The 13,272-nt window shown below is 69.3% G+C and carries 13 protein-coding genes; 9 read left to right on the plus strand and 4 right to left on the minus strand.

Annotated features, from left to right (window positions below):
* Positions 1 to 200: 200 nt before the first annotated feature.
* Positions 201 to 995, plus strand: coding sequence for a hypothetical protein (locus QPK32_RS23940; RefSeq protein WP_290415288.1), 795 nt, complete (start codon positions 201 to 203; stop codon positions 993 to 995).
* Positions 996 to 1,139: 144 nt separating this feature from the next.
* Entirely contained in the window at positions 1,140 to 2,114 is a 975-nt protein-coding gene (locus tag QPK32_RS23945; protein WP_290415289.1) for a succinylglutamate desuccinylase/aspartoacylase family protein, read from the plus strand.
* Positions 2,115 to 2,131: 17 nt separating this feature from the next.
* On the opposite strand, the gene QPK32_RS23950 is transcribed toward QPK32_RS23945, so the two are convergent.
* On the minus strand, positions 2,132 to 2,272 hold the full coding sequence (locus QPK32_RS23950) for a hypothetical protein (protein ID WP_290415290.1): 141 nt from the start codon (positions 2,270 to 2,272) through the stop codon (positions 2,132 to 2,134).
* A 170-nt stretch (positions 2,273 to 2,442) separates the two neighbouring features.
* Between QPK32_RS23950 and QPK32_RS23955 the strand changes: the two genes are divergently transcribed.
* The 3 genes from QPK32_RS23955 (at position 2,443) to QPK32_RS23965 (ending at position 6,467) form a co-directional block, all read left to right on the plus strand.
* Positions 2,443 to 2,934 carry a type II secretion system protein gene (locus QPK32_RS23955; protein WP_290415291.1) on the plus strand — a complete coding sequence of 164 codons (492 nt, stop codon included), beginning with the start codon at positions 2,443 to 2,445 and terminating at the stop codon, positions 2,932 to 2,934.
* A 157-nt stretch (positions 2,935 to 3,091) separates the two neighbouring features.
* Positions 3,092 to 5,755, plus strand: coding sequence for an aminopeptidase N (gene pepN / locus QPK32_RS23960; RefSeq protein WP_290415292.1), 2,664 nt, complete (start codon positions 3,092 to 3,094; stop codon positions 5,753 to 5,755).
* A gap of 7 nt (positions 5,756 to 5,762) precedes the next feature.
* On the plus strand, positions 5,763 to 6,467 hold the full coding sequence (locus QPK32_RS23965) for a hypothetical protein (protein WP_290415293.1): 705 nt from the start codon (positions 5,763 to 5,765) through the stop codon (positions 6,465 to 6,467).
* A 1-nt stretch (position 6,468) separates the two neighbouring features.
* On the opposite strand, the gene QPK32_RS23970 is transcribed toward QPK32_RS23965, so the two are convergent.
* On the minus strand, positions 6,469 to 6,822 hold the full coding sequence (locus QPK32_RS23970; RefSeq protein WP_290415294.1) for a hypothetical protein: 354 nt from the start codon (positions 6,820 to 6,822) through the stop codon (positions 6,469 to 6,471).
* Positions 6,823 to 6,926: 104 nt separating this feature from the next.
* Between QPK32_RS23970 and QPK32_RS23975 the strand changes: the two genes are divergently transcribed.
* Complete coding sequence (locus tag QPK32_RS23975) at positions 6,927 to 7,367, plus strand: thioesterase family protein (RefSeq protein WP_290415295.1); 441 nt, start codon at positions 6,927 to 6,929, stop codon at positions 7,365 to 7,367.
* A gap of 17 nt (positions 7,368 to 7,384) precedes the next feature.
* Here the strand turns inward: QPK32_RS23975 and QPK32_RS23980 are convergent, their stop codons facing one another.
* Positions 7,385 to 8,602 carry an AMP-binding protein gene (locus tag QPK32_RS23980; protein ID WP_290415296.1) on the minus strand — a complete coding sequence of 406 codons (1,218 nt, stop codon included), beginning with the start codon at positions 8,600 to 8,602 and terminating at the stop codon, positions 7,385 to 7,387.
* Between the two features lie 177 nt (positions 8,603 to 8,779).
* Here QPK32_RS23980 and QPK32_RS23985 point away from each other — a divergent pair, with 177 nt between their 5' ends.
* Genes QPK32_RS23985 through QPK32_RS23995 form a run of 3 tightly spaced genes read left to right on the plus strand, consistent with a single transcriptional unit; the run spans position 8,780 to position 12,288 of the window.
* Positions 8,780 to 9,169: a phosphonate transporter gene (locus QPK32_RS23985; protein WP_290415297.1), complete on the plus strand. Its 390-nt coding sequence runs from the start codon at positions 8,780 to 8,782 to the stop codon at positions 9,167 to 9,169.
* A 7-nt stretch (positions 9,170 to 9,176) separates the two neighbouring features.
* Entirely contained in the window at positions 9,177 to 10,484 is a 1,308-nt protein-coding gene (locus QPK32_RS23990) for a sensor domain-containing diguanylate cyclase (protein ID WP_290415298.1), read from the plus strand.
* A 13-nt stretch (positions 10,485 to 10,497) separates the two neighbouring features.
* Positions 10,498 to 12,288, plus strand: coding sequence for a bifunctional diguanylate cyclase/phosphodiesterase (locus QPK32_RS23995; RefSeq protein ID WP_290415299.1), 1,791 nt, complete (start codon positions 10,498 to 10,500; stop codon positions 12,286 to 12,288).
* Positions 12,289 to 12,300: 12 nt separating this feature from the next.
* Here the strand turns inward: QPK32_RS23995 and QPK32_RS24000 are convergent, their stop codons facing one another.
* Positions 12,301 to 13,149, minus strand: coding sequence for an aldo/keto reductase (locus tag QPK32_RS24000; protein WP_290415300.1), 849 nt, complete (start codon positions 13,147 to 13,149; stop codon positions 12,301 to 12,303).
* Between the last annotated feature and the right edge of the window lie 123 nt (positions 13,150 to 13,272).

Raw genomic sequence — 13,272 nt, forward strand, 5'->3', positions numbered from 1 at the left:
CTAGTGCTGGCAGCGGGTTAATAGCCGCTTCCACCGATATCGCTGCCGATCACACCCGTTCAACCCGATCTGGCAGCGGTGAATCATCGCCCCATGGCGCTTGGCAAGCGCGCTCCCGCAGCAATCGCTGAGGCATGGCCGTGAATAACTGGTTGGTTCGTTCTCATTCAGAACGTCGTCAACCCGTTCACGGAGCTCCCATGCGTCTTCAACTAACCCCGGATCCCATCCCCCTCGCCGCAGCGATCGACGCTTTCGACGAACGCTACCACCGCGACTATCTCGACATGCGGCCGCATGCCCGCGCCTATCTGGAATCGCCACGGTACGCCTCCGTCCTGGTGCCCTTGCTCCAGCCCGTCTTGCGTTGCTGGGGTGCCGAACGACGTCGCGCACCGCGCTGCCGCCCGATGCACGCAGCTGCCGAGGCGCTGGCCGATCCAGTGCTGCACGACATGTTGCGGCGGTTGGCCGCCAGCCGGACATTCCTGGCCATGCAACCCGAACCGGGGTGCGGGAGGCGTCGTCTCGCAGCAGGCTCACCGTTCGCTACGGCGGCGCATTTCGACCAGTGCCTGCTCGCAGCGCTGCGCAAGCTCGCCGCCGGCCTGTTCTACGGCGCGACCAATGTCACCTATCCGATGAAGGTCCTGCTGTTGATCACCGGCTTGATGCCGGCGCTGGACGGCCGGGTCCGCGGTGGCATGGCAACAGCTGGGCTGAGCGGTGTCGGCGCAACAAGCCTTCCGCTCCCGGACCGGGAATGCGCCAATGCGCGCAAGCTGTGCATGTTGCCTTTCCTCGTGGCCGAGTGCGCCGCGCGCAATGGGACGCTGCTGGATGCGGCGATCGCCATCAGCCACTATCCCCAGCTTGCAGGCGAATACGGACGTGTCTTCGACGTGCTGCTGTTCATGCAGCATGTCAACGCGCCGGCAGCGCCCATCGTTCGGTATGTTGCGGACGGCACCGCACAGCCCTGGTACCGCGGCTGAGGCCAAGGTGCCAAACGCACGGGCGAGCGGCCGACCCTGACGGTCCCCGTCAGGGACGCGGCGATGCGCGAATGCGCGCGGTCGGCGTCCAGCCCCCAAAGTTCCGCTAGAATTCCCGGATTCAACCCACGGAGAAGCCGCCGCATGAGCGCCGCCAGCCAGTACCAGTTCAAGTCCGTCAACTACACCGGCATGCAGCCGGGCCCGAAGGTCATCGTCATGGGCGCGACCCATGGCAACGAGAAATGCGGGACGATCGCGATCCGCCGCGTCATGGAAGAGATCGACAGCGGACGCCTGCACGTCGCCGCCGGCAGCGTGACCTTCGTGCCCGTCGTGAACCCGCTCGCGTACGAGAAGAACACGCGCTCGGGCGACCGCAACCTGAACCGCGACCTGTTCCCGAAGGCCGCGCCGCAGGATTTCGAGGACCACGTCGCCAACTGGCTGTGCCCGCTGCTGGCGCAACACGACGTGCTGCTCGACCTGCACTCGTTCAATGCGGCGCACGGCGAGCCCTTCGTCATGGTCGGCCCGCTCGACAACGACGGCCCCATCGAACCGTTCAAGCACATGCGCGAGGAGCGCGCGCTGGCCCGCGTGCTGGGCGTGCGGCGCTTCGTCACGGGCTGGATGGCGGCCTACGGCGGCGGCGTGCAGCGCCGCGCGCGCGGCAATGCGGCCGAACTCGAGACGGTGATGCGCTACGGCGTGGGCACCACCGAATACATGCGCAGCACGGGCGGCTATGCGCTGACGCTGGAATGCGGCCAGCACCTCGACCCGCAGGCGCCGGAAGTGGCCTACCGCGCCATCATGAACACGCTGGCTCACCTGAAGATCGTCGAGGCGCCGGCGCCGCAGCCGGTACCGTTCGAGGAAATGGAAGCGCTGCAGATGGTCGTCGTGCACGACAGGCTGGACGCGGGCGACACGTTCAGCCGCGCGTGGGCCAGCTTCGATCCGGTCGAGGAAGGCGAACGGATCGGCACCCGCGCGGACGGCACGCCGGTGCTGGCCGAGTTCTCGGGCCGCATCCTGTTCCCGGACACGAACGCGGGGCCGAACCAGGAGTGGTACTACATGACGCGACGGAATCCGGACTTCGGGCGCGAATGAGCCCGGCCGGGTCCTGCTCAGGACCCGGCGAGCTTCAACTTGTCTTCCTTGTGCTGCTTGTACAGGAACAGGGCCGTCGCCGCCGAGGCGAGCAGCAGGACGACGCTCGCGGCGTCGACGCCCACGTTGACACGCACATCTACTTTCACGTCTTTCATGGTTTTCCTTGAGGCATGTGTCGATGTCGCCGCCGAGCCCCTCGGCAGCGGGATGCCCCAAGCATAACCACGCACTTTTGCTCATGCAAGCCGGCGCGCCCAATCGCGCGCCATTGCATTATTGATAACACTACAATCGGGTCAACGCTTCCATCAGGACGAGGACATCGATGAACGCCATCTCTGCCCGACGCGCGCGGGCCGCCCAGTCGGGTTTCACGCTCGTGGAACTGCTCGCCGTCGTCACGGTCGTCGGCGTACTCGCGGCCACCGCCCTGCCGGCCTACGCCCACCTGGAATCCGATGCCCGCGCCGCCGTCCTCCAGTCGGCACGGGCCTCGCTCGGGACCGTGGCGCGAACCGTCCACGCCAGCCACCTGGTCGATCCGCAAGCGCGCGGCGACGGCACTGCCCTGCGGCTGGAGTCGGCGACCGTCACCCTGCGCAACGGCTATCCCGCGGCCGACGCGGGCCTGGCCGCCGCGGCCGGCTTCATGACGGAAGACGGGCAATCCGACTGGCAGGTCGCGTTCGCCGGCGGCAAGGTCGTCGTCGCGCCGGCCGGCGTGCATGCCGTGGACCGGTGCAACGTCACGTACGCGCAGGCGCCGGCACCGGGCATTGCACCCGCCATCGCCGTCACGACGTCGGACTGCAGCTGAACCATCCGATCCATGCATGCATACGCGCCGGGCGCCGGCCAGTAAAAAAACCGTTTCCATGCGGTCCGGATAGCGTTGCTGTCATGCTATTCTTGCGAAATTCCCAAGGGCGGGGCCACAAGCCGCGTCCATGTCGTCAATCCTCGCAAGGATCATCGTGAATACCCTCGTACCCCGCCTGATGTCGCTCGCCGTCGCCTCCGCGCTGGCACTCGCCTCCGTCTCGATCGCCCACGCCGCCACCGCGGCAACCGTCAATGCGGCGCGCGCCGAGAACGCCTTCCTGTCACAGAGCGAAGCGGCCGCCCGCTCGGCGCGCGTGTCGAACGTCGACTACAAGCTGGACTTCACGCTGACGGGCAAGGAAACCTTCTCCGGCACGACGACCCTTGCGTTCGACCTGAAGGACACGGCGAGCCCGCTGACCGTCGACCTCGACAAGGCCACGATCAAGTCGCTGAGCGTGAACGGCAAGAGCGTCACGCCGCAGTACAACGGCTGGTTCATCACGCTGGCGGCGAAGGACCTCGCCAAGGGCCGCAACACGGTCGTCGTCGCCTACGAACGCAAGCACAGCACCAACGGCGAAGGCCTGCACCGCATGGTCGACCCGGTCGACGGCCGCGTCTACACCTATTCGCACTTCGAGCCGGCCGCCGCGCACCAGATGTTCGCCGTGTTCGACCAGCCGGACCTGAAGGCCACCTATACGGTCACCACGACCGCCCCCGCCGACTGGACCGTCGTCTCGACCACCCGCGAAACCAGGGTGGACACGGTGGGCGACGCCAAGCGCTGGACGTTCAAGCAAACGAAGAAGCTCAGCCCCTACAACTTCTCCATGCACGCCGGTCCCTATAAAGTCTGGGAAGACGACAGCGGCAAATACCCGATGCGCCTGATGGCGCGCCAATCGGTCGCGTCCCAGGTCAAGCCGGAAGAATGGTTCCGCTACACCAAGGCGGGCCTGGCCTTCTTCGACGACTATTTCGGCATCCCCTACCAGTTCGAGAAATACGACCAGTTGCTGGTGCCGGACTTCCTGTACGGCGCGATGGAAAACGCGGGCGCCATCACCTTCGCGGAAGGCGGCTTCCTGTTCAAGGCCGACATGACGGCCGAGCAGCGCGCGCGCCTGGCCGGCGTGATCATGCACGAGATGGCGCACCAGTGGTTCGGCGACCTCGTCACCATGCAGTGGTGGAACGGCCTGTGGCTGAACGAGAGCTTCGCGTCCTTCATGGGCACGCTGGCCACGGCCGAGGCGACGGAATTCAAGGATGCCTGGCGCGCCTTCTACTCGCAGGGCAAGCAGGCCGCCTACGCGCAGGACCAGCGCGTGACCACGCACCCGATCGAAGTGCCGGTGCCGTCCACCGAGAACGCCTTCGACAATATCGACGCCATCACCTATTCGAAGGGTGCATCGACGCTGATGCAGCTGCGCCACCTGCTGGGCGCGGACGTGTTCCGCAAGGGCGTGCATAACTACCTCGTCAAGTACCAGTACAAGAATGCGAAGCTGGACGACTTCATCGGCGCGCTGGGCCAGGCCGCCGGCCGCGACCTCTCGGGCTGGACGAAGGAGTGGCTGTACCAGGCGGGCGTGAACACGATCGCCGCCAACTTCAGCTGCGCGAACGGCAAAGTGACGTCCTTCGCCATCGAGCAGACGGCGCCGAGCAAGGCCCTGCCGACGCTGCGCGAGCAGCGCGTGCAGATCGCCACCTTCAGGCTGGACGGCAAGGAGGTCAAGCTCGACCGCACGGTTCCCGTGATCTACAAGGGCGCGAAGACGTCGGTACCGGCCATGGCCGGCGCGGCCTGCCCGGACCTGGTCTACCCGAACTACGGCGACTGGGGCTTCGTGAAGGTGCAGCTCGACCAGCGCTCGTTCGACACGGCGCGCGCCCACCTGGCCAAGGTCGACGACCCGCTGCTGCGCGCCATGCTGTGGCAGGCGCTGTGGGACGGCGTGCGCGACGCCAAGCTGCCGCTGAACGACTTCATCGCCACCGCCCTGAACAACGCGCCGCAAGAGAAGGACTACACGCTGCTAGGCGACATCGCGGGCAAGATCGACGCCGCCAAGCGCTACCTGGACAACATCGACCCGAACGGCGCCTACACCCAGGCCGCCACGCGCCAGCTCGAGGACATGGCGTGGACGTCCGTGGAAGCCAACAGCGCCGATGCCAACTTCCAGCGCCGCTGGATGAGCACCTACCTGTCCGTCGCCAGCTCGCGCCCCGCGCTGGACCGCCTCGCGGCCCTGCTGGACGGCAAGCAGAAGGTGCAGGGCCTCACCGTCGACCAGGACCTGCGCTGGGCCATCATCAACCGCCTGAACCGCTACGATTATCCGGGCGCCGCCGCCCTGATCGCGGCCGAACAGGCGCGCGACAAGTCGGACACGGGCCAGGCCGCGGCGCTGGGCGCGACCGTCGTGCGTCCGGATCCGGCCGTCAAGGCGGAATGGCTGGGCAAGATCCAGGACCTGCAGACCAAGCTGCAGTTCTCGCGCGTGCGCACGGCCATGGGCAATATGTACCCGGCCGGCCAGGGCGCATTGAGCGAGCAGACCGCCGCGCAGCGCCTGTCCGGCCTGGCCGCGATCGACAAGGCGGCGGGCCCCGTGTTCATGCGTGCCTACGGCGCCTCGATGATCCCGGTCGGCTGCACGCCGGCCAGCGTCAAGCGCCTGCAGGCGGCCGCGGACGCGAACAAGGACCTGACGGCCGGCACGCGCCGCAACCTGCTCGACACGCTGCAGGAAGACCAGCGCTGCGTGGCGATCAAGCAGGCGATGACGGCCAAGTGACGCACGCGTGAACGCCGGCGCCACGGCCGTGTGGAACGGCGCGCCGGACGCCTCGCGCAGGCGGCTGGCGCTGGGGTTCACGTGTGCCTTCCACCTGCTGGCGCTGCTGCTGTTCCTGCGCCAGCAGGCCCGTCCGCCTGACACGCACGCGCCGGAAGTCGTCGGCGTCCTGCTGCAACTGCCCGCGCCGGCCCTGGTTCCGCGCGCGCCGGCTTCCTCTCCTCCTCCCGCGCCCGTGCCGCGACGCAAGGCCGTTCCCGCGACGGCGCCGGCAATACATGCCCCCGTCGCCGACACGCCTGCCGCGCCGCCCGCGCAGCCGGACGCGGCGCCCGCAGAGGAGGCGCCCGCGGCGGCGCCTGCCGCCGACGGGGCGCCCGCCGGCGGCTTCGCGATGGGCCTGGCGCGGCGCCAGGCCGGCCGCGCCGACCGCGAACTGCGCAACGGGAAGTCCGGGGTGCCGCTGGAAGCGGACACGCCGTGGGCGCGCTTCCGGCGCGGGCTGGAAGCGGCGCACATCGACGATTCGCGCACGCTGGCGACGGACACCTATACGTCGCCCGACGGCGTGATCTACTATCGCTACCGCCAGGGCAACCGCGTGCGCTGCAGGCGCAGCGGCGGCGTGGGCGTGCTGCCGCAGAGCATGGCCGAAGCGGGATCGGCCGCGAACGTGCCCTGTCCCAGCGGCGCCTCCTGGCAGCGCGACTGACTCAGCGGCGCGCCGCCTTTTCCCCCGCCGCTCCATTCGTCTCGGACGGACGGCACTGCGCGGCAAGCCGCTCCCACGCGCCCTCGGCCTGGCAGCGCAGCGGCGCATGGGCCTGCAGCGCCCTGGCCAGGTCCAGCGGCGCGGCTTCGTTGACGCGCACGTTGTTGGCGACCTTGACGCACATGACGTCCTGCCAGGCGGCCGCGTAGTTGGCGGGGATCGGCACGGGGCCGCGCAGCTTGCGCGCCGCCGCCTCGCAGTCGGCTTGCCGCAGGTACTCGCCGCGCAGCCTGGCCTGGTCGAGCGAGACGTCGAGGTTCTGCTGCAGGTACACCAACAGTATCATCGTATACATGGGGACCTTTCTTGTGCTCCAGTTCCTTGCCACTGGCTCCTTGCCATTATCGCAAACGCCGCGGCAGCGTAGAATACGGCTGCACTGACGAACGAGGAAACGACTTGGACTGGGACTACCCGAATCCGTTCACGCTGCCGCGCACGCCGCAGCCGGCCGACATCGATGGCCTGAACCACACGAACAATGCCGTCTACGTGCGCTGGTGCGAACAGGTCGGCTGGGCGCATTCGGAAGCGCTGGGCCTGTCGCTCGAGGATTACCGGCGCCTGGACCGCGCCATGGCGATCCGCCGCGGCGACTACGACTACCTGCTGCCGACCGCCGAGGGCGAGGCGCTGCTGCTTGCGACCTGGCTCGTGGGCGGCGACGGCAAGCTGGCGATGGAGCGCCGCTTCCAGCTCGTGCGCGAACGCGACGGCGCCACCGTGCTGCGCGGCCGCTGGGACCTCGTCTGCATCGAGATCAGCAGCGGCCGGCCGCGCCGCATGCCGCAGGAGTTCCTCGATACCTACATGCCGGTGGTGGTGGCCGCCGCTGCCTGACGTCCGTCCGACGCCCGCTATTGCGCGTCGATGATCCAGTCGGCCGGCTTGCCGCTGGCCTGGCGCGGCAGGCGCTGTCCGAACGTGAGGGCGGCCGGCCGCTCCGGCACGGACAGGCGCTGCGCGCACCAGTCCAGCAACGCCTCCTGCGATGCAAGCGCGCCGTCGCGCAGCACGACGAAGGCCTTCAGGCGCGTCCCCTCGTCGGGACGCATCAGGCGCACGCTGGCGTCGAGCACCGCCGGATGCATCCTCAGCACGTCCGCCACGTAGGCCGGAAACACATTGGTGCCACCTACCTGCACGGCCGCGTCGATGCGGCCGGCCGGACGGAAGCAATCCGCGGCAATCCACTCCAGCTTGTCCTGCAGCGGATAGCGCGCCATCGTCCCGTCGGGCAGCGCGCGCGCGAGTTGCGCCGCCTCGTCGGTGCGCGACCAGTACGGCAGCAGCGCGTACGGGGCCCCGCCCTGCTCGCGCCAGCCGACGCCGGCCGTCTCCGAGCTGCCGTAGACCTGCAGCAGGCGCAGGCCGGCCGTTGCCAGGGCATCGGCGAGCGGATCGGGGCACGGCGCCGTCGACGTCACGCCCACGACGTCGGCCGGGAATGTCGGCGCCAGGCGCGCGACGGCATCCCACCACCCCGGATGGGCTACGACGAGGTCGCCGGGTCGCGCCATGCCGGCCAGCGCGGCGGGGCCGACGGCGCGCAGGTCGACCACGTCCGCGATGCCGAGGCGGCGCGGCAGCAGCACGGTGAACAGGAAGCCGTAGATGTGGTGGGACGGCACGGCCGACAGGATGCGGCGCCGCCCGGACAGCAAATCGGCCAGCGTGTGGATTTCCTGCCACAGTGTCGCCAATGCATGCGTGCAGCGCTTCGGGCTGCCGGAACTGCCGGAAGTACGGAAGGTCAGCCGGCTGTCGTCGACACGCAACGATGCGGCCGCCGCCGCGACCCAGTGCGCGAACCGGGGCTCGGCCAGCAGGTGCGTGTCGGCGCTGCCGGGCGCGAGGTGCAGCGCTTCCGCCAGCGCGGTCGACATGCCCATCAGCTCGAGCGAATCGGCGCCCAGGTCGCGCACCAGGTCCAGGCCGTCCGGCCACGGGGACGGCGGCGGCGGCCGGCCGGGACGCGCCAGCGCCAGCTCGGCGGCGAGCAGGTCGGCGACGACGCGTCTCAGCGCGTTCGCATCCTCCCACCAGGAGGCATGCGGCAGGCTTGGTTGGGACATGGTCGGCATCGCAAAAAAGGGGCGGGAGCGCAGCATAACGCATGTCCAAGGCTTGTCAAATCGCCAGCCCGCACCCACGTCAATACCTGCGCACGATTGATTTGACAGGGACATGACGCCGTGTCACTATGACTTTCTTATCTGCAACATTCCCGCCCAAACTTCGCTGGAGACACCATGAACGCCGCCGACCTGACTTTTTCCGCTCCCGGCCTTTTCGCCCGCCTCGAGCAACTCGATGCGGATGCGCTCGACAACCTGGATTTCGGCGTGATCGGCTTCGACGGCGACACCAACGTCAGCCGCTACAACCGGGTCGAATCGGAGGCGGCCGGCCTGACCGCGCCGCGCGTGGTGGGCCAACCGCTGTTTACCAACGTGGCCCCGTGCCTGAACAATTTCATGGTGGCGCAGCGTTTCGAGGATGCGCAGGACGAGTCGGCCAGCCTGGACGACACCATCGACTACGTGCTGACGCTGCGCATGCGCCCCATCAAGGTGGCGCTGCGCCTGCTGGCCGAACCGGGCATGGCCACGCGCTACGTGCTGGTCCAGCGCAAGGTGTGATGCCGCGATGACGCACGATGCCTGCGCCCAGCTGGCCGCCGAACACGAGGCCCTGATCCAGTTCCTGTACCTGGCCCCCGTCGGCCTCGTGCAGGCGGGCGCCGACGGCGAGATCGTCATGATCAACCCGATTTCGGCGCAACTGCTGATGCCGCTGCAGCGCGACGGCAACCTGACCAATCTGTTCACGGCGCTGGAACGCGTGGCCCCGGAGCTGCGGCACCTGTGCGCGCAATTTGCCCAGCCCAGCGGCATGGTCTGCGACGGCCTGCACATCCACCTGAACGGCGCCGCGCCGCCCGCGCGCCGGCGTCCCCAGGTACTGTCGCTGAGCCTGCTGAAACTGGACGAGACCCGACTCATGGCCGTGCTGCAGGACGTCAGCGAACAGGTGCGGCGCGAACGCCAGCTGCGCCAGAACGATGCCTGGCTGAACGCCCTCCTCACCAGCATCACCGACTATGCGCTGGTCGGCCTCGACCGGGAGGGGCGCGTGAGCGATTGGAACGAGACCATCGGCCGCGTGACGGGCCACGACGCCGGCGTCGTCGGCCAGCCGTATTCCGTGTTCTATCCGCCCGACGCGACCACGCCCGACCAGGCCGGCGACCGCCTGCGCGAAGCCGACCAGAACGGCTGGTCGCTCGACGAGGGCCCGCGCCTGCGCGCCGACGGCCGCCGTTTCTGGGGCAGCACGATGATCTCGCCGCTGCCGGACCGCGACGAGGCCGCGGAGGAAGCGGGCGAGCCGGCCTACTGCATGGTGGTGCGCGACATCAGCGACAAGCACGACGCCATCGAGCAACGGCGCCACGCGCTGTTCGCCGACCACCTGACCGGCGTCGCCAACCGCCGCGCCTTCTTCGAGGCGGCCGAGCTGGAACTGCAGCGCAACCGCCGCGCGCCGCGCCCGACCGCGCTGATCCTGATCGACGCCGACCACTTCAAGGACGTCAACGACCGCTACGGCCATCCCGGCGGCGACGCCGTCCTGCACGCGTTGGGGAACCTGCTGACGCGCACCTTCCGCCAGGTCGACGTGGTGGCGCGCGTCGGCGGCGAGGAATTCGCCGTGCTGCTGCCCTCGTCCACGCTGGCCGGCGCGGCCGCCGTCGCCGAGCGCCTGCGCCTGTCGATCGCGCGGCAGCCGATCGTGTTCGACGGCCGCGAGATCGCCTGCACCGTCAGCGTCGGCGTGGCCGCGACCGACGGCGAGCCGGTCAGCCTGGATACCCTGATGAAGCGCGCCGACAGCGCGCTGTACGCCGCGAAGGCCAATGGCCGCAATCGCATCGAATGCTGGACTGCTTCCTGACCCCGGGGATCCGATGACACACGACGAACTCGCGCCGCACGCCGACAAGATCGATGCCTACGAGGCGCTGGTCCAGTTCCTTTACCGCGCCCCGATCGGACTGGTGCAGGCGGGCCTGGACGGCGCCGTGGACATGCTCAACCCCATGTCGTCCAGCCTGCTGATGCCGCTGGCGCGCGACGGCAGCCTGGACAACCTGTTCACCGTGCTGCAGGACGTCGCGCCGCAGCTGCGCGACGTGGCCGCGTCCTTTGCCGAGCCGTCCGGCGTCGTGTGCGAAGGCCTGCGCCTGCCGCTGGGCGATGCCGCCGTGCCGGGCGGTCCCCAGGTACTGTCGCTGTCCATCCTGAAGCTCGACGGCACCCGCCTGATGGCCACCGTGACCGACGCCACCGCGGAAATGCAGCGCGAGCAGGAACGCCTGGCGCGCCGCCTGAAAAGCCAGGCGCGCACGGATGCGCTGACCCGCATGCCGAACCGGGAAGCGCTGCTGGAACAGCTGCAGCAAATGCTGGCTCGGCCGGCCGGCGAAGCCACCGCCGGCTTCGCCCTGCTGTTCCTGAATTGCGACCGCTTCCGCCAGATCAACGATGCCCACGGCCAGGCCGTCGGCGACCGCGTGCTGGTGCAGGTGGGAGAGCGCATCCGCGCCGCCCTGCGCCCGCCCAGCGACCGCATCGACCCGGCCGCCGGCAGCGGCCAGCTGGCGGCGCGCACTGGCGCCGACGAATTCGCCGTGGTGCTGGACGGCATGCGTTGCCGCGCCGACGCCGAAAAAGTCGCGCTGCGCCTGCTCGATGCGCTGGCCAGGCCGCACCAGCTGCCGGGCCAGGACATCACCTGCCGCATGAGCATGGGCCTGGTATGGAGCGACGATGCCGGCGGATTGGCCGGCGAGATGCTGCGCGACGCCAGCATCGCGATGGTCGAGGCCAAGCGCGCCGGCGGCGCGCGTTGCGTGGTGTTCGAGACCGCGATGCGCGAACGCGCCGCGCGCCGCGCCGACATCGAATCCGACCTGCGCCTGGCGCTGGCCGACGACCAGCTGTTCACCGTGTACCAGCCCGTGGTCGGCTTCGCGCCGGCGGGCTCGATCGACCACGCCGCCGGCGTCGAGGCGCTGGTGCGCTGGCGCCATCCGGTGCGCGGCATCGTCCCGCCGATCGACTTCATCCAGGTGGCCGAGGAATCGGGCCTGATCGGCGCGCTCGGCGACTTCGTGCTGCGCCGCTCCTGCCGCGACTTCGCCGCCTGGCAGCGTGAACTCGGTCCGCGCGCACCGCGGCTGCTGGCCGTGAACCTGTCGCGCGCCCAGCTGGGCCAGGCCGACCTGCCCGTCACCGTCGCCGCCGTGCTGCGCGAATACGGCATGCAGCCGCGGCAGCTCCAGCTCGAGGTGACGGAAAGCCTGGCGGCCCAGGACCAGCACGTCCAGGAACGCCTGCACGAGTTGAAGGCGCTCGGGGTCAAGCTGGCGCTGGACGACTTCGGCACCGGCTATTCCTCGCTCTCCAGCCTGCACCTGCTGCCGGTGGACACGGTCAAGATCGACCGCTCCTTCGTATGCCAGGCCGATACCAGCAACCACCACCGCGTCCTGATCGAAGCGACCGTCAAGGTGGCGCAGAGCCTGGGCATGAACACGGTGGCCGAAGGCATCGAGACCGAGGCGCAGGCGCGCGTGGTGCGCGAACTGCATTGCGCCAAGGGCCAGGGCTATCTGTTCAGCCGCCCGCTGCCGTCCGGCGACCTGCTCGACTGGCTGGCCGGGACGGGGGCATCGTCGAGCACGGTCGCCGCCTGACGCCGGCGCCGGTCAGCGCATCGCCAGCGGCCGGCGCCGCTGCGGCGGCGCGAAGCCGGCGTCGAGCTGGGCCAGGTCTTCGGCGCTCAGTTCGATGTCCAGCGCCTCGCTGTTGGCGCGCACGTGCTCCAGCCGCACCGCCTTCGGGATCGTCACCACGCCCTTCTGGCGCAGCAGCCAGGCCAGGGCGATCTGCGCCGGCGTCCTGCCGTGGCGCGCGGCCACGGCCCGCAATTGCGGCCGGCCCAGCAGCCCGGCCTGCTCCGAGGGCGAGGACTCCAGCGGCGAATACGCCATCACGGGAATGCCGCGCTCGCGGCACCAGCCCAGCAGGTCCCATTCGATGCCGCGCTGGGCCAGGTTGTACAGCACCTGGTTGGCGGCGATGCCGGCGCCGGCCGGCAAGGCAGCCGCTTCCAGCATGTCGTCGAGATCGAAGTTGGAGACACCGTAGTCGAGGATCTTGCCCTCGTCCTTCAGGCGCTGGAAGGCGTCCAGCGTTTCGGCGAGGGGCACGCCGCCGCGCCAGTGCAGCAGGTACAGGTCGAGGCGGTCCGTGCCGAGGCGGCGCAGGCTGCGGTCGCAGGCGGCGCGCACGCCGGCGCGGCTGGCGTTGTGCGGATAGACCTTGCTGACCAGGTAGACGCCGTCGCGGCGGCCGGCGATCGCCTCCCCCACGACTTCCTCGGCGCCGCCCTCGCCGTACATCTCGGCCGTGTCGATCAGGTTCATGCCGAGCTGCAGGCCGAGGCGCAGGGCCGCGACCTCGGCGGCGCGGGCGGCCGGGTCTTCGCCCATGTTCCAGGTGCCTTGGCCGAGGATGGGAATCGTGCGGCCGCTGGGAAGAGTCAGTTGTTTCATCTTGCCTCCGCGTTCGAAGTCGAGTTATCGAAGATACCCCAAAAACAAAAAACGTCGTTCCCGCGAAGGCGCACTGCTGTTTGGGATAATAATGTTGTGTTGGTCATCAGGCTTCTCCAGGAT

It is taken from the genome of Massilia sp. YIM B02763 (assembly GCF_030412015.1).
GTDB lineage: Bacteria > Pseudomonadota > Gammaproteobacteria > Burkholderiales > Burkholderiaceae_D > Telluria.

What these genes read in the sequence shown, in the direction of transcription:
- QPK32_RS23940 (WP_290415288.1), top strand. Translation starts at nt 201, where the DNA reads ATGCGTCTTCAACTAACCCCGGATCCCATCCCCCTCGCCGCAGCGATC.
- QPK32_RS23945 (WP_290415289.1), top strand. Translation starts at nt 1,140, where the DNA reads ATGAGCGCCGCCAGCCAGTACCAGTTCAAGTCCGTCAACTACACCGGC.
- QPK32_RS23950 (WP_290415290.1), bottom strand. Translation starts at nt 2,272, where the DNA reads ATGAAAGACGTGAAAGTAGATGTGCGTGTCAACGTGGGCGTCGACGCC.
- QPK32_RS23955 (WP_290415291.1), top strand. Translation starts at nt 2,443, where the DNA reads ATGAACGCCATCTCTGCCCGACGCGCGCGGGCCGCCCAGTCGGGTTTC.
- QPK32_RS23970 (WP_290415294.1), bottom strand. Translation starts at nt 6,822, where the DNA reads ATGTATACGATGATACTGTTGGTGTACCTGCAGCAGAACCTCGACGTC.
- QPK32_RS23980 (WP_290415296.1), bottom strand. Translation starts at nt 8,602, where the DNA reads ATGTCCCAACCAAGCCTGCCGCATGCCTCCTGGTGGGAGGATGCGAAC.
- QPK32_RS23985 (WP_290415297.1), top strand. Translation starts at nt 8,780, where the DNA reads ATGAACGCCGCCGACCTGACTTTTTCCGCTCCCGGCCTTTTCGCCCGC.
- QPK32_RS23990 (WP_290415298.1), top strand. Translation starts at nt 9,177, where the DNA reads ATGACGCACGATGCCTGCGCCCAGCTGGCCGCCGAACACGAGGCCCTG.
- QPK32_RS23995 (WP_290415299.1), top strand. Translation starts at nt 10,498, where the DNA reads ATGACACACGACGAACTCGCGCCGCACGCCGACAAGATCGATGCCTAC.
- QPK32_RS24000 (WP_290415300.1), bottom strand. Translation starts at nt 13,149, where the DNA reads ATGAAACAACTGACTCTTCCCAGCGGCCGCACGATTCCCATCCTCGGC.